This window comes from Paenibacillus sp. 598K (assembly GCF_003851045.1).
Lineage (GTDB): Bacteria > Bacillota > Bacilli > Paenibacillales > Paenibacillaceae > Paenibacillus_D.
This window is the reverse complement of sequence record NZ_BFBX01000012.1, coordinates 38,649-55,252: the sequence shown is the minus strand read 5'-3', so window position 1 is coordinate 55,252 and position 16,604 is coordinate 38,649. Positions and strand designations below refer to the sequence as shown.

17 protein-coding genes and 1 pseudogene are annotated in these 16,604 nt (G+C 58.1%); 15 read left to right on the top strand and 3 right to left on the bottom strand.

Annotated elements, in window-relative coordinates; translation table 11 throughout:
* The first annotated feature begins 131 nt into the window (after window positions 1–131).
* The 6 genes from PA598K_RS05720 (at window position 132) to PA598K_RS05695 (ending at window position 7,947) form a co-directional block, all read left to right on the top strand.
* The gene (locus tag PA598K_RS05720; RefSeq protein WP_128656011.1) at window positions 132–1,907 is read left to right on the top strand and encodes a sensor histidine kinase; all 1,776 of its coding nucleotides are present in this window, start codon (window positions 132–134) and stop codon (window positions 1,905–1,907) included.
* Window positions 1,904–3,433 (top strand): response regulator transcription factor, encoded by a 1,530-nt coding sequence (locus PA598K_RS05715; RefSeq protein ID WP_128656010.1) that lies wholly within the window; start codon window positions 1,904–1,906, stop codon window positions 3,431–3,433. Before PA598K_RS05720 ends, PA598K_RS05715 begins: the two co-directional genes overlap by 4 nt.
* Window positions 3,434–3,640: 207 nt before the next feature.
* Window positions 3,641–4,603, top strand: a complete 963-nt coding sequence (locus PA598K_RS05710; protein ID WP_128656009.1) for an ABC transporter permease — start codon at window positions 3,641–3,643, stop codon at window positions 4,601–4,603.
* Window positions 4,604–4,618: 15 nt separating this feature from the next.
* On the top strand, window positions 4,619–5,524 hold the full coding sequence (locus PA598K_RS05705; RefSeq protein ID WP_128656008.1) for a carbohydrate ABC transporter permease: 906 nt from the start codon (window positions 4,619–4,621) through the stop codon (window positions 5,522–5,524).
* 92 nt (window positions 5,525–5,616) lie between these two features.
* Window positions 5,617–7,314 (top strand): ABC transporter substrate-binding protein, encoded by a 1,698-nt coding sequence (locus tag PA598K_RS05700; RefSeq protein WP_128656007.1) that lies wholly within the window; start codon window positions 5,617–5,619, stop codon window positions 7,312–7,314.
* Window positions 7,315–7,506: 192 nt separating this feature from the next.
* On the top strand, window positions 7,507–7,947 hold the full coding sequence (locus PA598K_RS05695) for a hypothetical protein (RefSeq protein ID WP_128656006.1): 441 nt from the start codon (window positions 7,507–7,509) through the stop codon (window positions 7,945–7,947).
* Window positions 7,948–7,960: 13 nt separating this feature from the next.
* Here the strand turns inward: PA598K_RS05695 and PA598K_RS05690 are convergent, their stop codons facing one another.
* Complete coding sequence (locus tag PA598K_RS05690; RefSeq protein WP_128656005.1) at window positions 7,961–8,221, bottom strand: hypothetical protein; 261 nt, start codon at window positions 8,219–8,221, stop codon at window positions 7,961–7,963.
* A 116-nt stretch (window positions 8,222–8,337) separates the two neighbouring features.
* Here PA598K_RS05690 and PA598K_RS05685 point away from each other — a divergent pair, with 116 nt between their 5' ends.
* Both PA598K_RS05685 and PA598K_RS05680 read left to right on the top strand, forming a co-directional pair.
* Entirely contained in the window at window positions 8,338–8,625 is a 288-nt protein-coding gene (locus PA598K_RS05685) for a Dabb family protein (protein WP_128656004.1), read from the top strand.
* Between the two features lie 193 nt (window positions 8,626–8,818).
* Window positions 8,819–9,244, top strand: a complete 426-nt coding sequence (locus PA598K_RS05680) for a DUF86 domain-containing protein (protein WP_128656003.1) — start codon at window positions 8,819–8,821, stop codon at window positions 9,242–9,244.
* A 97-nt stretch (window positions 9,245–9,341) separates the two neighbouring features.
* Here the strand turns inward: PA598K_RS05680 and PA598K_RS05675 are convergent.
* Window positions 9,342–9,602: pseudogene (locus PA598K_RS05675) on the bottom strand (ABC transporter permease); the annotation flags it as partial.
* A 215-nt stretch (window positions 9,603–9,817) separates the two neighbouring features.
* Here PA598K_RS05675 and PA598K_RS05670 point away from each other — a divergent pair.
* Window positions 9,818–10,483 carry a helix-turn-helix transcriptional regulator gene (locus tag PA598K_RS05670; RefSeq protein ID WP_128656002.1) on the top strand — a complete coding sequence of 222 codons (666 nt, stop codon included), beginning with the start codon at window positions 9,818–9,820 and terminating at the stop codon, window positions 10,481–10,483.
* 242 nt (window positions 10,484–10,725) lie between these two features.
* A complete protein-coding gene (locus PA598K_RS05665; protein WP_128656001.1) occupies window positions 10,726–11,181 on the top strand; it encodes a YtxH domain-containing protein in 456 nt (151 codons plus the stop codon).
* A 136-nt stretch (window positions 11,182–11,317) separates the two neighbouring features.
* Here PA598K_RS05665 and PA598K_RS05660 read toward each other — a convergent pair whose 3' ends face one another.
* The gene (locus tag PA598K_RS05660) at window positions 11,318–12,178 is read right to left on the bottom strand and encodes a helix-turn-helix transcriptional regulator (RefSeq protein WP_128656000.1); all 861 of its coding nucleotides are present in this window, start codon (window positions 12,176–12,178) and stop codon (window positions 11,318–11,320) included.
* Window positions 12,179–12,355: 177 nt separating this feature from the next.
* Between PA598K_RS05660 and melA the strand changes: the two genes are divergently transcribed.
* From melA to PA598K_RS05635, 5 genes are all read left to right on the top strand, one after another.
* Window positions 12,356–13,654 (top strand): alpha-glucosidase/alpha-galactosidase, encoded by a 1,299-nt coding sequence (melA, locus tag PA598K_RS05655; protein WP_128655999.1) that lies wholly within the window; start codon window positions 12,356–12,358, stop codon window positions 13,652–13,654.
* Window positions 13,655–13,882: 228 nt separating this feature from the next.
* A complete protein-coding gene (racE, locus tag PA598K_RS05650) occupies window positions 13,883–14,692 on the top strand; it encodes a glutamate racemase (RefSeq protein ID WP_128655998.1) in 810 nt (269 codons plus the stop codon).
* 206 nt (window positions 14,693–14,898) lie between these two features.
* The gene (locus PA598K_RS05645) at window positions 14,899–15,876 is read left to right on the top strand and encodes a M14 family metallopeptidase (RefSeq protein ID WP_260405282.1); all 978 of its coding nucleotides are present in this window, start codon (window positions 14,899–14,901) and stop codon (window positions 15,874–15,876) included.
* A gap of 171 nt (window positions 15,877–16,047) precedes the next feature.
* Window positions 16,048–16,350 carry an iron-sulfur cluster assembly accessory protein gene (locus tag PA598K_RS05640; RefSeq protein WP_128655997.1) on the top strand — a complete coding sequence of 101 codons (303 nt, stop codon included), beginning with the start codon at window positions 16,048–16,050 and terminating at the stop codon, window positions 16,348–16,350.
* Window positions 16,351–16,354: 4 nt separating this feature from the next.
* On the top strand, window positions 16,355–16,582 hold the full coding sequence (locus PA598K_RS05635; RefSeq protein WP_128655996.1) for a DUF1450 domain-containing protein: 228 nt from the start codon (window positions 16,355–16,357) through the stop codon (window positions 16,580–16,582).
* The last annotated feature ends 22 nt before the right edge of the window (window positions 16,583–16,604 follow it).

The window sequence follows — 16,604 nt, the reverse complement described above, 5'->3', positions numbered from 1 at the left end:
ATTTTTAGTCTGATTAACCCATGCTTTTCCCTGTTCCGTTCGATTATAATCAGAGATGACATCGGCGGAACGCTCTGTCCGAAGCGATGATAACGCTTACGGCGAAGAGGGCGCGCAAGGGGGATACCGACATGCTGCGTTACTTGAATGATATAAAGCTGCAGCATAAGCTGATGCTCACCTTTATCGCGATCGTATTGGTGCCGGTCATGATTGTGGGTCTGTTCCTAACCAATGAGCTGCGGGAGATGGCGCTCGGCAACGCGCTCAAGCAAAATGCGCTGAATGTCGACCGTGTGCTGAAGCGGACGGCGGAGGTGGTCAACGTCTCCTACGACATCTCCTATCGGCTCTCCTACGACAATCGGCTCAAGGAGCTGGCCAACCGCCAGTACGAGACGGTCTACGAGGTCGTAAGCGCCTATCGCGGATATCCCGACTTCCGGGAATACGCCAGGCTGTACAAGGAAATCTCGGATATCCGCTTCTATATCGACAACAAGACGCTGCTCAACAACTGGGAGTTCATCCAGCCGGACGCGCAGACGCTCCGGCAGCCGTGGTACGAGCAGGCGCTCGCCAACAACGGCCTGATCGCCTGGAATTATATCCTCGACGAGCGGGATCAGACGCCGCGCTTCAGCCTGATTCGCAAGGTGGACTTCCGGGAAAACAACGTCGACGGCGTCCTGGTCATCAATGTTAATACGGGTCTGCTGCAGTCGATCCTGGGCCAGGAGGCGTTCGAGACGATGCTCGTCGACGATCAGGATGCGATCATCGCCGCCAATCGGCCGGGACGGACCGGGCGCAATCTGGCGGATATCCAGTTTGATGCCGCGGTCATGCATGAGGCCAGCGGCTCCTTTGACGCCGTGGTGGACGGCGAGGCATCCAAGATCCTCATCGAGCAACTGGTGCCGCAGAGCAGCATCAACGGCATCCGCGTCATCTCGGTGTTCTCGGTCGACAGCATCGTCAAGGATGCGAACCGGATCAACAATGTCGCGCTCACCGTCATCGGCATCAGCATGGTCATCGCGATCATCCTCATCTATATGTTCTCGGCGCTCATCGCCAACCGGCTGCGGCGGCTCAGCAAGCATATTAACAAGGTCGCCACGGGCAACTTCGAGACGTCGATGGCGATCGACGGCAAGGACGAGATCGGCCAGCTGTCGCGCCAGTTCAACAGCATGGTCGTCAGCATCGATGAGCTGATGATCGAGGTCAAGGAGTCCAACCGACAGCGCAACGATCTGGAGCTAAGGCAGAACGAGATCAAGTTCAAGATGCTGGCCAGCCAGATCAACCCGCACTTCCTGTTCAACACGCTCGAGTCGATCCGGATGAAGGCGCATCTGAACGGACAAGCGGGCATCGCCCGCGTCGTCAAGATGCTCGGACGGATGATGCGGGCCAATCTGGAGGCGGGCAAGCGGACGGTGCTGCTGCGCGACGAGCTCGATATCGCGCGCAGCTATCTGGAGATCCAGCAGTTCCGCCATGAGGAGCGTCTGACCTACGAGGTGCGTTCGGACGACGATATCGCCGATGTCCAGGTGCCGCCGCTCATCATCCAGCCGCTCGTCGAGAATGCCGTCATCCACGGCCTCGAACGGCTCGAGGGCGGCGGCAGGGTATCGGTCAGCGCTTGGCGAGACGGCGTCGATGTCGTCATCTTGGTGGAGGACGACGGCGCCGGTATCGAGCCCGAGCGATTGGAGGCGATCCGCCATTCGATGGAGGATTGCGAGGAGGAGGAGGGTCACAGGATCGGCATCCGTAATGTTCACCAGCGCTTGCTGCTCGCTTATGGCGCCGGGTCTGGACTGACGATCGCGAGCGAGCCGGGCCGGGGGACGCAGATCCGTCTACGGGTGCCGGCAGGAGGGGGGATGTTATGATCAAGGTAGTCATCGTCGATGACGAGAAGATGATCCGCGAGGGTTTGCAGTCGATCCTCCCCTGGCGGGAGCTCGGCTACGAGGTAGTCGCGGCGGGGGCGAATGGACGGGAGGGGCTGGAGCACTATGAGCAGCATCGTCCCGAGCTGATGATCGTCGATATCCGCATGCCCGGCATGAGCGGACTGGAGCTGATCGAGGCGATCCGCAACAAGGGAGGGGCGGTTCGTTTCCTCATCCTGAGCGGGTACGCCGACTTCGAGTATGCCAAGCAAGCGATCAAGCTGCAGACCGACGGTTATCTGCTCAAGCCGGTGGACGAGGACGAGCTGCAGCAGCATCTGGTGAAGCTGCGCGAGCTGATCGAGTCGGAGACTGAGCAGCGCCGGCTGTCGGCGCGGCCGCCGGATCGCGAGCAGCTGCTGCGCGAGCTGCTGGACGGCCAGGCTGAGCCGGCAGCCGCCAAGGCTGTCGGACTGTCATGGGCTAGCGGTCGTATTGTCCTGCTCCGCCTGAATGTAGACAGTCCAGAGGGGGATGGGATCATCCGCGAGATCGCAGAGAAGCTTGGCCGCCGTCTCGACGAGGCTGAACGCGGGGTCGTCTTCGGCTATCAGCAGTATATCGCGCTGGCGATCAAGTGCTCGGATGCTCCGAACGCCGGCCTTGCCTGGACGAGGGAGCTGATCAAAGGGGCGCTCGAGGGCTTGCCCGTTAGCTGGGTTGCGGCTGCAGGAGACGTCGTCGCAGACGTGACCGCCTGGCCGACCAGTCGAGCAGTGGCGCAGGCTCTGCTCGCCGATGCCTTCCGCTATGACGGCAATCAGATCCTGACGCAGGTTGACCGACCATCGGTACCGGGAGACGTCTCCGCAGAGTCGCGGTTGTTCCCCATGAGTCCGGCGACGCTCGTCGATACACTGTATATTGCCGCTGATGCCGGCAACCTGGAGGCGGCGCGCCGTCTGCTCGAGGATACGGGTCGGCAGTGGCTGGCAGTCGGCATCGGCGAGCAGGAGCTCAAGTCGAGATTGGCCCAGGCGACGGCGAGCGTCATCCACAGACTCGCCCAGCATCGCCCCGAGCTGGCACGCGAGCCGGGCAGTCATGCGGCAGAGCTGCTCGAGGCTTACCGCAAGCCGCATTTCTCCGAGGTGATCGACTCGGTTATGCAGACGCTTGGAGCGGTCGTCACTCGCCTCGACCAAGGTACGGCTGACCAGCAGATCAAGCGACTGCTCGATGTGATCCACCGCAACTACAGCCAGCAGCTGAGGCTGGAGATGCTGGCCGCGGCCTTCAATTATAACAGCGCCTATCTGGGCAAGCTGTTCAAGACCAAGACCGGAGAATACTTCAACACCTACCTGGACAAGGTGCGGATCGAGCAGGCCAAGGTGTTGCTCGAAGAAGGACTGAAGGTGTACCAGGTGGCCGAACGCGTCGGCTACCTGAACCCGGATTATTTCCACGCTAAGTTCAAGAAATACGTTGGCGTCTCGCCGACCAGCTACCGCAAGCGCTGAAGGATCGTTAGGGGTGACTCTGCAGTGCTGAAAATGTTCCTCTCCTGCCTTGCGCAAGACAGCATGTCGCTGTTTTGCGCAAGGCTTTTTGCTGTTTTTGCGCCGACGCACATCACTAATTTTTATCTGATTTTCGGCCCAATCCGTAGGGTACTGCAAACGCTTCAAATTCGTTAAGATGGAATCACCACGCAAGGAGGGTTCACAATGGAAGCGATCACAGCCAAGAAACCGGAGTCTAACAAGCGCCAACCGAAGGCAGGCCGGTTCTTCCGGATTTTACTGCAGCAACGCTACTTATACTTGATGTCGCTTCCTTTCGTCATCTGGGTATTTGTATTCAGCTATTTGCCCCTGTGGGGCTGGACGATGGCATTCCAGAAATTCAAGCCGGGGCGCTCCTTCTTCGAGCAAGAATGGGTCGGCTTCGAGCACTTCGTCACGCTGTTCTCGGACGAGCGCTTCTACCTGGTGCTGCGCAATACGCTGGCGATGAGCTTTATGGGACTGATCGCCGGCTTTACCGTGCCGATCCTGCTAGCGGTGCTGCTCAACGAGGTTCGCCAGCAGGTCGTCAAGCGATTCGTGCAAACGATTTCCTACCTGCCGCACTTCGTCTCCTGGGTCGTCGTCGCCGGCATCATCACCAAGATGCTCTCGACGGACAACGGCGTCGTCAACGATGTGCTGCTATTCCTCGGCGTCATCAACGAGCCGATCCAGTTCATGGCCAAGGGCAACTGGTTCTGGTCAATCGTTACGGCGGCTGACGTGTGGAAGGAGAGCGGCTGGAATGCGATCATCTATCTGGCAGCAATCGCTGGCATCGGTCCGGAGCTGTACGAGGCGGCCAAGGTGGACGGCGCGAGCCGCATTCAGCAGATCTGGCATGTGACGCTGCCGGGCATCCGGACGACAATCATCGTGTTGCTCATCATGTCGATCGGCCACTTGATCAGCATCGGCTTCGAGCGGCAGTTCCTGCTCGGCAACAATCTGGTGCGCGACTATTCGGAGGTGCTCGATCTGTACGCGCTCAACTACGGGCTTGGCATGGGACGGTTTTCCTTCGGCACGGCGATCAATATGTTCAACTCGATGGTCAGCATTCTGCTGCTGTTTATCGCCAACGGCACCTTCAAGCGCTTGACCAAAGAAAGCATCATGTAGGGGAGGCTTCGCATCATGAACAGAACCTGGGCCGGAGCGTCCTGGTCGGACCGCATCTTCGATATTAGCGTCTACGTTATTCTGACGTTCGTCACGGTCGTTACGCTGTATCCGTTTCTCAACGTCCTGGCGATTTCCTTTAACAACTCGACCGATACGATACGGGGCGGCATTACGTTTTACCCAAGAGACTTCACCCTGGAAAATTACCGCGCGATCTTCTCGTTTCCGACGTTGCTCACTGGTCTGAAAATCTCGATCCTGCGGACGGTGGTCGGTACATTCCTGGGGCTGGCCAGCGCGGCGATGCTCGCCTACACGCTGAGTCGCGTCGATTTTCAAGCCAGGCGCTTCATTTCGGTTTTCCTGGCGCTCACGATGTATGTGTCCGGCGGTCTGATCCCCATCTACATTCTCATTCGCGATTTGGGGATGATGAACTCCTTTGCCGTCTACGTGCTGCCGGGACTAGTCAGCGCCTTCAACGTTTTCATCATCCGTTCGTTTATGGACGGGCTGCCGTATGCGCTGCAAGAGTCGGCGAAGCTTGACGGGGCCAACGACTGGACCATCTTCTGGCGGGTCATCCTGCCGCTGAGCAAGCCGGCGCTGGCGACGATCGCCCTGTTCCTGGCCGTCGGCCAGTGGAACGCCTGGTTGGACACCTACCTGTATAACGGCTCCAATGTGAGCTTGACGACGCTGCAATACGAGCTGATGAAGGTCATTCAGAGCACAACAACCGGCAACAGCGGCGGCGATTTCCGTAGTCAGAACATGTCCCAGGTGATGAGCCGGGTGTCGCCGGAGTCGGTCAAGATGGCGATTACGATCGTCGTTACCGTCCCGATCCTGCTTGTCTATCCATTTTTGCAAGGGTATTTCGTCAAGGGCATGACGCTTGGCGCAGTCAAAAGCTAAAGCTGATGTTTGCAGGGCAGCCTGTTAACATAGAGAGACACGCGTTGCGAGAGAAAGTCTGGCTTTATATTTGAAGAGGAGGGTTATGCAACATGAAATCAAAAAAATTCACGGGCGTGCTCCTGTCCGCCACGATGCTGGTCGGTCTGCTGGCTGCATGCTCCGGCGGCAACAATACGCCAGAAACGCCAGGTACAACAAATGGCGGCGAAAATGTAGGCAGCGAGCAGCCGATGACGATGAGCTTTTTCAGCTCCGACCCGAGCCCGAACTGGGCGGGTATGCAGGATACGATCGGCAAAATCATCACCGAAAAGACCGGCGTGACGCTTGATGCCGAGTTCGCGGTAGGCGACCCGGTGCAAAAGGTGGCGCTCATCGCCGCCAGCGGCGAATACCCCGACCTGATCAGCGCCAAAAACGATGTCAGCAAGCTGGTGGATGTCGGCGCGATGCTCGACCTGACCGATCTCATCGAGGAGCATGCCCCGAATATCAAAAAGCTGTTCGGCGATTATATGAAGCGCTTGCGCTATAGCAACGAAGACAAAGCCATCTACGTCATCCCGACCTATGCGGCCGTGGACAGCGTCAACTTTAATGCCGGCGGCGGGTTCAACCTGCAGCATCGCGTCGTCAAGGAGCTGGGCTACCCCGAGATCCGTACGGTCAAGGACTTCGAAAATGCGATCCGCACCTACCTGGAGAAGCATCCTACCGACGAGAGCGGCAACAAAAACGTCGGTCTGTCGCTCAATTCGGACGACTGGCGCATGTACATCTCTGTCACAAACCCGGCCTTCCTCACAACAGGCGGCTCCGATGACGGCGAATACCATATCGATATCGATACGATGAAGGTAACGTATCATTTCAGACGTCCGGAGGAGAAGGAATACTTCCGCTGGCTGAACCATATGAACGCAACCGGCTTGCTCGACCCCGAGACCTTCGTGCAGAAGCATGACCAATACAACGCGAAAGTCGCCAGCGGCCGTGTGCTTGGTCTGATCGACCAGGATTGGGATTATCAGGACGGCGAGAACGCGCTGAAGGCCGAAGGCAAGTTCGACCGCACCTACGGGCATTATCCGGTGACGATGTCGGAGGAGTTCCTGGAAACCTCGTTCTGGCCGACCGGCTTCATGTCCGGATACGGCGTCGGCATCAGCGTCGATAACCCCGACCCGGTGCGGGCGATCAAATTCCTAGACTATCTGGCTTCGGAAGAAGGACAAATACTGCTCAACTGGGGCGTCGAGGGCGAGCACTATAATGTTGTCGACGGCAAGCGGGTCATCCCTGCGGAGGTGAACGACCGCAAGATCAACGACGCTGCCAACTTCCAACGCGAGGTCGGCATCGGACTGTATGCGAACATCGGCGGTCACTACGGCGACGGCGTGCTGGACTCGACCGGCAACTACTACACAACCAACTTCCCGGAGCAGCTGATCGAGGGCTACAACGACATCGAGAAGGAAGTGCTTGCCGCCTATGACGCGTCGATCTGGAAGGATCTGTTTCCGAGCGAGGACAACTTCAAGGTGAAGCCGTGGGGCGCAGCCTGGAATATTACGATCCCTGGCGAGCATGAAGTGAGCATACTCGATACGAAGCTGCGCGACATTACATGGAAGCGGATCCCCGAGGCGATCCTGGCCAAGCCGGAGGAATTCGACGCCATCTGGGACGCCTACATGCAGGAGCTCGACCGCGCAGGCGTCGACAAGGCCGAGAAGGGACGCGAGGAGTTCGTCAAAGCTCGCGTAGAGCTTTGGAACGACTGAGAATTGATATAAAGCGTATGACGGGCAAAATGATTGGCAATACCTAGCAAGGGGCTGTCCTAAAAGTCATAACTGACTTAGGGACGCCCCTTTCTCGTATTGTCAGAAGTCTGCGTCAAACTCCGCTTGCCATACGATCGTGCGTTCGGTATAATAAGAACAAATGTTCTTGTTATATGGGAGGAATACATAATGAGAGAGACGGCGACACCGGCTGAGGCCCGGTCGACGGTGAATACGCAGCCAATCCAGGCGCAGCCGATCCAGACGGAGGGGGAGCTGGCGCTCCTCAAGCGATATCTGCTGCTGCGAGTGGCGGTGCAGATCCTCGATCATGATATCGGGATCGTAGCCGCGTCGGAGATGAAGCTGCCGCAGCTGTACGAGTCGATGCTGCGGGCGCTGCAGGATCGCGTGCTGCTCGAGCAGGCGGCGGCCAAGCGCCAGATAATCGCGGACGGCATCCGCATCACCGAGGAGCGGCGACACGCCGAGGGAGTGGCGGTTCAGTACAGCGCGAGGGGCTATCAGCATCAGTTCACGCTGCAGTGGCCGGTGGTGCGCCGCGAGGCCGAGCGGTTGCTCGGAGACTATCGACGCGGTCGCCAGGCTGGTCGAGAGCAGAGAGGCTGATGATGCGGGCGGCCTAGCGAGCGCGGCGGGGCCGTTTGGACCGCTCGTGCATGATGATCCGATCGGCGATATAGCCGATCAGCGCATAGCAGAGGACAGTAGCTACATACATCAACAGGACGCTTACCTCATGGACATCGATGAACAGATCGACGAACCACGCAGGCACGCTGAACATAAAGAACACGAAGTTATGCGGATCGTAGCCGGTAGAGTTGTAGAGACAGAGCGCCAGACCGATGATTGTGGCAATTATCGTAACGGGATAACGCATGTTTGTCGATTCCCCTCTTCCTTTATTGCTAGGTTGCGGTCATTTAAGTTATTATGTGACAAAGGGGCTTGTCTCATGCGCAAGCGCTGCAACCGTAGACGAGGAGAGATGAATGTATGATTACCCATATTGTATTGTTTAAGCTGAAGGATCGCTCGCCGGAGAGCGTTCAGGCAACAGCCGATGTATTGCGCGCGATGGAGGGGCAGATCGAGCAGCTGCGCAAGCTGGAGGTCGGCGTTGATGTGCTGCACACCGAGCGTTCGTACGATATCGCCTTGACGACAGTATTCGACTCGCTGGATGATCTGCAAGCGTACCAGGTGCATCCGGTCCACCAGAAGGTAATCGAGCATATGTCGCAGGTGCGCGAGTCCGCCGCCAGCGTCGATTACGAGAGCTGAGCCACGGGGGCGCCGCCCCTATACCACCTAGACAAAAGAGGGATTATCGATGGACGACAGCAGAATGCTGATGACGTACCTGTTCGTGGTTATTATCAGCTTTATCGTCATGACGATCTGGCTGAAGCGAAGAGGTCGCAAAAAGAAACAATAAATCATCCGTTCGAAAATGTGGGATAAAGGCAGGTAAGCCATGTATTATGTAGACCGTAAACAGATCGAGGCCCGCCTCGACAGCATACCGGCGCTGGCGGAGGCGCTGGAGGCGCTGGCTGGCGATTGGCAAGGCTCGCTGCTCCAAGGCCTCGCGCAGGAGCGAGCGCTCCATCTGGCTGTCGAATCGGTCACCGACATCGGCAGCTATCTGATCGATGCCTTCATCATGCGGGATGCGAGCAGCTATGAGGATATTATCGATGTCATCCATGGCGAGCGCGTATTCCCGGACGAGCTGCACGAGACGTTGATCGCGCTGGTACAGCTGCGCAAGCCGCTCGTGCAGCAGTACTATGACTGGCCGAGAGCGGAGCTGCATCCGCTCACCCCGGTATTGCCTGAGACGCTGTTGTCGTTCGCTCAGGCGGTGCAACGCTATTTGGCTGCCGAGGCAGCCAACTGACGATACAAGATGCAAAAGACGCTTTCAGTCCCACGCTTTAATCGTGGTTCCGAAAGCGTCTTTTGCGCATCATGGGTCTGCTATGACAAGCTGCGGATCAGCGCGAGCGGATCTCCTGACGCATGAACAGGTAATAGGATAGCCCGAAGCAGACCATCGTCGCGGCGATCAGTCCGGTCAGCTGCGGCCAGACGAGCAGCAGGCTCTGGCCGAGCGGCAACGGGCTCGGCAGCGCCCCGACGAGCTGCTCCATCGTCAGCGGGCCAAGCGCGCGGACCGCGGGCATGAGCAGCGTCGTCGTCGCTTCATTGAACAGCTCTGCCGGCGAGAGCCGGTTCAGCCCGAGCATCAGCTGCTGGAAGGCGAGCACCGCTCCGGTATCTGCCGTGTTGGCTGGCGCTAATGCTCACCCAAGGGAGGCAGCTTGCAGCCGACCTCGCATCAGGTGATCCTGCTGCTGCTCGGCAGCGAATAAGCGGTTCGCCTTGCATGCGGCGCGGATTCATTGTATGTTAGTAGTTACAAGCATCATGCCGTCGATCACCCTCCGAGGAGGGCCAAGGAGGTCTGAATATGGACGGTAAGGATAGAGCTAACATGGAACAGACGCGCCGTCACGAAGGATCGACCCGGCAGACCATCCTGACCCTGCTGAAGACCAGAGGACCAAGCCATGCCGGCTATCTGGCCCGGACGCTGGGGATGACGGAGATGGGCGTGCGCCGACACCTCAATACGCTGGAGAAGGACGGGTTCGTCGAGCTGTCCGTCGTCCGCCAGCCGATGGGCAGACCCTCCCATGTCTATACGCTGACAGAGGCGTCGGCAGCGCTCTTCCCGAGCAACTACCACACCTTGACGCTAGATCTGCTCGACGAGCTTGACGATCGGCAGGTGATCGATCAGGTATTCGAAGGGCGCAAGCGCAAGCTGCTGGAGCGCTACGGTCCGCGCATGTCGGAGAAGTCGCTGGAGCAGCGGGTGCAAGAGCTGGCGGCGATTCAGAACAAGGGCGGCTATATGGTGGAGGTCGAGGCGCATTCGGTCGAAGGGTATGTCTTCAATGAGTACAACTGTCCGATTGCCCGTGTCGCCGATCGTTACCAGCAAGCATGCCAGTGCGAGCTGGAGCTGTTCCGGCAGCTATTGGGCACGCGAGTCGAGCGGACCGAATGTCTCGCCAAGGGCGGTGGCCGCTGCAGCTACCAGATTGGATCCCAGGTCAGCGCGGACGAATAATTTTTGGCCCTCTGTGTGTCAGGACAAGCCCGGATTGACTATACTATCATTAGAAATTGGGCATTCGTCCAGAACCCCCGCGGGGAGAAGCTATCGGCGCATAACCATCTGTATGAAATACGGACCGCAATGGGAAAACTTCAGACAGACAGGCATGGCATGAGGCGAGCCGCAGCCGCTCCCCGGGCTGACGATTCGGATAGCGCCTCGCAGGATCATAATCCGGAAGGGAGCAATCGCTAATGACAGGCAAACGGAACAATCAGTCAAGCAGTTTTCTCTTGGGTGCAGTCGTCGGTGCGATCGCAGGCGCAGTAAGCGCTCTGCTGCTCGCGCCCAAGTCGGGCAAGGAACTCCGCAAGGACATCGCTACAGGAGCACAGCAAGTCAGCGAAAAGACCGTACAAACCGCCCATGTGATCGGCGAACAGACGAGCAAGCTGGCTGGCCAGGTCGGCGAACAGACAACGCAACTGGTCGATAAGGCCAAAGCGGCTGCCGGCAGCGTCGCCGGAGAAGTGCGCGCCTGGCGTGAACGCCGCACAGGCAAGGCGCAAGTATCCTCGGCCATCTCGGAGACGGTCGACGCCACGGACGAAGCGGCAATCATCGACGCCGGCTCCGATGTCGTCGAAGCTGCGGACGCCGTTGAAGCGACTGAGCTGCCGGCAGTTACGATTCAGCAAGAAAAAGAATAACGCGGCTGTGCCCGGCAACGGGCACTCAGCATCACAACCGCAGCGCGCATGGCCATTTTGGTCATGCGCGCTTTTTTGCGCGCTCCCGGCAAACCGCTTGCTGGCCGTCTGATACGGTCCTGGAGCGGGTCGGCCGTCAAGGCTGACCGGGCAAGTCGCGGCGAAAGTCTGAAGGCGTGACGCCTTTCCAGCGGCGGAACTGCTTGGAAAAGTAGAGCGGGTCGGGGTAGCCGACGGAGGAGGCGATCTGACCGATTGTCAGGTCGCTCGCCAGCAGACTTTCGGCCCGCTCCATCCGTATCCGGTACAGATACTGCGAGGGCGACAAGCCGATGACCTGCTTGAACATTTTGGACAGATGCGTCCGATGGTAGCCCAAGGTTTTGGCGATCTGGGCGATGGAGAGATTCTGATCATACTGCAGCGACAGCCACATCGCCATCTGACCGACCTGGCGCTCGACATCGGACGGGCGGGAGGCGGGAGCGAGGCTGGCGTCGGCGGATGTGGTCCCGAGCTGACGGAGCAGCAGGCGCAGCTGCCCGCTCGCCTCCAGCGCGGCCATGACCGGCGTATCGTTGCTCTGGAAGGCCAGTCGCATCCGATCGTACAATACGCGGATTCGGCGCGTGTCCACATGATGGCGGACTGGGCTCGCCGGCGTGATGTACAACGCCTGCAGCAGCTTCGGAGCGGCGGCGCCGACCAGGGCCACCCAGCGGTATTGCCACGGCTCCGTGGCGTCAGCAGCGTAGGTGAACAGCTCGCCGGGGAAGATGACGAATGTATCGCCTGCCCGACAATCGTACCGCTTTCCTGCCATCTCGAAGCTGCCTCGTCCCTGCATCACCGTGTGGATCAGATAGTAGTTATGGACAGCCGGTCCCATCCGATGCAAGGGCAACGGCTTGCCGCAGCCGCTAAAAAGAACAGACAATTCGCCTTCCGGCGGCAAGCTATTGATGCCGAGCGATACTTCATAGTGATTTGAAGGCATGCGAATCGATCTCCTTTTGCAAATTCACGTCATATAGCTCCTCCTATGAGAGTACGTGAAGAGACTACATTTGTCCATATCGATCCTTATTTATTCCATACCTCTGCGGCGGTCTTTCTTTTATAGTGAAGGAAGCACGAGATACTTACTACCTATGCCACAGGAGGAGAAATACACATGTCCAAAATTACGTTTCTGGGTGCCGGCAGCACTGTTTTCGCCAAAAATGTTTTGGGAGACTGCATGCTGACGCCTGCGCTGCAGCAGTTCGAGCTGGCGTTGTTCGACATCGACGCCCAGCGGCTGAAGGACTCTGAGCAAATGCTGCTCAATCTGGCTCAATCGTCGGGCAGCACATGCACCGTCAAAGCGTACAGCGACCGCAAGGAGGCGCTGCGCGGCGCGAAGTATGTCGTTAATGCGATCCAGGTGGGCGGTTACGATCCGTGCACCATTACCGACTTCGAAATTCCGAAAAAATACGGTCTGCGCCAAACGATCGCCGACACGATCGGCATCGGCGGCATCTTCCGCAATCTGCGGACGATTCCGGTTATGCTCGACTTCGCTCGCGATATCCGGGAGGTATGCCCGGACGCGCTGTTCCTGAACTATACGAACCCGATGGCTGTGCTGACCAATGTGATGAATACGCATGGCGGCGTCTCTACTGTCGGCCTCTGCCACAGCGTGCAGGTATGCGTGCCGCATCTGTTCAAGGATCTCGGCATCGACACCGAGGGCGTCAAAACGAAAATCGCCGGCATCAACCATATGGCCTGGCTGCTCGAAGCGACCCGCGACGGCGAGGATCTGTATCCGGAGATCAAGCGTCGCGCCGCAGAGAAGCAAAAGGAAAAGCATCATGATATGGTGCGCTACGAACTGATGTTCAAATTCGGTCATTATGTGACAGAATCCTCGGAGCACAATGCCGAGTACCATCCCTACTTCATCAAGCGCAATTATCCGGAGCTGATCGAACAGCTCAACATCCCGCTTGATGAGTACCCGCGCCGCTGTGTTGAACAGATCGAACGTTGGACCAAGATGCGCGACGAGCTGGTCAACAACGTCGAGCTGAAGCATGAGCGCTCCCACGAGTACGCCTCGTATATCTTCGAAGCGATCGAGACGGACGTCCCCTACAAAATCGGCGGCAACGTGATGAACAACGGACTGATCACCAATCTGCCGCGCGAGGCTTGCGTCGAGGTGCCTTGTCTCGTCGATCGCAGCGGCGTGCAGCCGACCTATATCGGCGATCTGCCGCCGCAGCTGGCGGCGCTCAACCGGACGAACATCAATACGCAGCTATTGACGATCGAAGCAGCTATCACGGGCAAAAGGGAGCATATCTACCATGCTGCCCTGCTCGACCCGCATACCAGCGCCGAGCTGTCGATGGACGATATTATCGCGATGTGCGACGATTTAATCGAAGCCCATGGCGATTGGCTGCCATCCTACCGTTAATACCGTTGAACCTTAAAGGGCGAGCCTCGGCTCGCCCTTTAAGTATGCTGCGAGGCCAAATCCTCACTTTGTAGGGTTGGCTATCCTTGAACCTTGTCCGAAATTGCGCTACTATGTAGGTACGTTTTGAAACCGCGATACATATTCTATTTCGTAGCAATTGCGCATAGTAGCAGGCCCAGGTTCTTGCGACAGCAACGTGAAAATGACCAGGAAAGCGGTGTGTCCGTGCAACATCCAATAGCCATCCTAGATTCGGGCGTAGGCGGTCTTACAGTAGCGAAGGAAGTGATGCGCCAGCTTCCGCGCGAGCGGATCATCTACTTCGGCGATACGCTGCGAACCCCTTACGGACCGAGACCTTATGAAGAGGTATTGCGTTTTACCCGTGAGATCGTGGACTATCTCATTCAGTTCGGACCAAAGATGATCGTCATTGCTTGCAATACGGCTACGGCGGTCGCCCTGGAAGATATAAGAGCGCGAGTCAACATCCCCGTCGTCGGCGTGATCCATCCCGGGTCGCGGGCTGCCGTCGGTCGGACCAAATCCGGTCTGGTCGGCGTCATCGGCACGGAAGGGACGATCCGCAGCGGCGCCTACGAGCAGGCGCTCAAGCAGCTCAGCCCGAACATCGAGGTGCTGAGCCAAGCCTGTCCCCGCTTCGTGCCGCTCGTCGAGCAGGGCAATTTTTATTCTGCCGAGACGTACGCAGCGGTGGCCGAGTCGCTCGCAGGACTGAAGGGTCAGCAGCTGGATACGCTGATCCTCGGCTGTACGCATTATCCGTTCCTGGCCGAGACGATCTCGGCGGTGATGGGGCCGGAGGTGACGCTGATCTCCTCTGCCGAGGAGACGGCGCGAGAGATTAGCACGATCCTCCAGCACAAAGGCAAGCTCTCGCAAGGCGATGTCATCCCGGTCCATCAGTTCTGCTGCAGCGGCGACCCCCGGCTGTTCAAGATGATCGCCCAGGACTGGCTCGATGAGCAGATCGAGCTGACGCCTGTCGTCTGGCAGGTGCCCAAGATCGGTTAGAGATGTGAGACCGCCCGCCCGGCGATTCGGGTCAAGGCGGTCTTTTCTTTGCCGTTGCGTTGGTGGCATGAATGGCCGTTGGATGCATACACATGAGGTAATTGCAACGGCCCGGGAGGCCGGGCTCGTCACGGCGCGGCCGCGTCTGGCTTCAAGCGAGCGTGTCGGAGGTCCATCTCTTGCGGGAGCATGAAGGAGGTTGTAACGTGTTGAAATCGCTACTCTACCGACCGGAGCACTGGGTTGCACACAGGGCATCGCGGATCGCTGCGAACGAGACGGGATATCATCCGGCATTTTGCGAGGCGGACGTGTCGTCGCTGACGAAGGCGTATCCATTTTTGGAGCGGGAGGTTGTCGGCTACAGCGTCATGGGCAAGCCGATCGAGGCGATCCGGTTTGGCGAAGGAGGGAGCCGACTCCATTTGCATGCCGCTTGTCACGCCAACGAATGGATCACGTCACTTATAGCGATGACCTTGGTAGAGGATCTGGCGTGCTGCTATGCCGACGATCAGCCATTCGGATGGCTGGACCTGCAAGAGGTCTATTCGCGATATACGCTATGGCTTGTGCCGATGGTCAACCCCGATGGCGTCGAGCTGGTCGTGGACGGCGCGACCGAGCAGCATCCATGGCGGGAACGTCTGCTAGCTTGGAATGGCGGCTCGTCAGACTTCCAGCAATGGAAGGCCAACATTCGCGGGGTAGACCTCAACGATCAGTATCCCGCCTTTTGGGAGGAGGAGTACGCCCGGCGCGCCGTGTCTGGTCCAGGGCCAAGAGATTATCCGGGACCGACGCCGCTCAGCGAACCGGAGGCGCAGGCGATGGCGGCATGGACGGTGCGCAAGGACTTTGAGACGGTGCTGTCGCTGCATACGCAGGGACAGGAGATCTACTGGAACTATCGGGGCTATGAGCCGCCGCATGCCGAAGGTCTGGCTCGACGGCTAGCGAAGGCGAGCGGATACGAGGCGGTGAAGCTGGAGGGCAGCGATGCAGGCTACAAGGACTGGTTTATTTACGCCTTCGGCCGTCCGGGGTTCACCATCGAGGCAGGCTGCGGGGTTAACCCGCTGCCGCTGACGCAGCTGGTGGATATGTACGCTGAGATCAAAAGCCTGTACATCCAACTGTTGACGGACCTGAGCGCTCAGCAGACAGATGTGCAGTCGCTGTAGATCGCTGCTGGCTACCGCCGCAAATAAACAGTTGAATTGGCAAGCCAATATCCTATACAATGAGAGGTATAGTCTGTATCTGCTGGAGTTTTCCACTGTCCTCGTCCCGGCGAGCCGGGACGGGGCTTCGTGACGTATACTTCACTTCTACACTCAAGGAGATGACCTACGATGAAATGCAAAATTTCTCGCAATGCGGCAAAGGTGCTGCGCGCCGAGCTGGACAAGCCGGAAAACGAAGGAAAAATGCTGCGCGTCTCGGTGACGCATCAACACGGTGACCATGCGCATTACGGCATGTCGCTTGATGTCGCAACGGACAATGACGAGGTTGTCTCGACCGACAAGGAAATCGATGTCGTGCTGAGCAAAAACGAGCCGATGCTCGACGGCGTGCGGATCGACTATTTCTATGTGCCGCAGGAAGGGTTCGCCATTACCAACCCGTCCAAAGGCAATCACGGCGATCATTAAGTCGATGGCAACCAACGATATTCGTATCTGCGATAAATGCCAGCATGTCAAAGTCAAGACGATGTTGAACAAGCTGAGCAAGGAGCTGCCGGATACCGAGGTGAAGGTCGGCTGTAAATCCTACTGCGGACCATGCAAGCGTTATGCCTTCATTTTCGTCAATGGTCGCTACATCAAGGCGCCAACCGAGGACGAAGCGATCGAGAAGGCGAAGGCCTTCTTCAAGCGTTAATCAAAAAGAGCTGTCTCCAGCC

Coding starts and splice junctions, on each gene's coding strand:
- PA598K_RS05715 (WP_128656010.1), top strand. CDS start 1,904: ATGATCAAGGTAGTCATCGTCGATGACGAGAAGATGATCCGCGAGGGT.
- PA598K_RS05665 (WP_128656001.1), top strand. CDS start 10,726: ATGACAGGCAAACGGAACAATCAGTCAAGCAGTTTTCTCTTGGGTGCA.
- PA598K_RS05670 (WP_128656002.1), top strand. CDS start 9,818: ATGGACGGTAAGGATAGAGCTAACATGGAACAGACGCGCCGTCACGAA.
- PA598K_RS05700 (WP_128656007.1), top strand. CDS start 5,617: ATGAAATCAAAAAAATTCACGGGCGTGCTCCTGTCCGCCACGATGCTG.
- PA598K_RS05680 (WP_128656003.1), top strand. CDS start 8,819: ATGTATTATGTAGACCGTAAACAGATCGAGGCCCGCCTCGACAGCATA.
- PA598K_RS05705 (WP_128656008.1), top strand. CDS start 4,619: ATGAACAGAACCTGGGCCGGAGCGTCCTGGTCGGACCGCATCTTCGAT.
- PA598K_RS05660 (WP_128656000.1), bottom strand. CDS start 12,178: ATGCCTTCAAATCACTATGAAGTATCGCTCGGCATCAATAGCTTGCCG.
- PA598K_RS05685 (WP_128656004.1), top strand. CDS start 8,338: ATGATTACCCATATTGTATTGTTTAAGCTGAAGGATCGCTCGCCGGAG.
- PA598K_RS05695 (WP_128656006.1), top strand. CDS start 7,507: ATGAGAGAGACGGCGACACCGGCTGAGGCCCGGTCGACGGTGAATACG.
- PA598K_RS05720 (WP_128656011.1), top strand. CDS start 132: ATGCTGCGTTACTTGAATGATATAAAGCTGCAGCATAAGCTGATGCTC.
- PA598K_RS05710 (WP_128656009.1), top strand. CDS start 3,641: ATGGAAGCGATCACAGCCAAGAAACCGGAGTCTAACAAGCGCCAACCG.
- melA (WP_128655999.1), top strand. CDS start 12,356: ATGTCCAAAATTACGTTTCTGGGTGCCGGCAGCACTGTTTTCGCCAAA.
- PA598K_RS05640 (WP_128655997.1), top strand. CDS start 16,048: ATGAAATGCAAAATTTCTCGCAATGCGGCAAAGGTGCTGCGCGCCGAG.
- PA598K_RS05690 (WP_128656005.1), bottom strand. CDS start 8,221: ATGCGTTATCCCGTTACGATAATTGCCACAATCATCGGTCTGGCGCTC.
- PA598K_RS05635 (WP_128655996.1), top strand. CDS start 16,355: ATGGCAACCAACGATATTCGTATCTGCGATAAATGCCAGCATGTCAAA.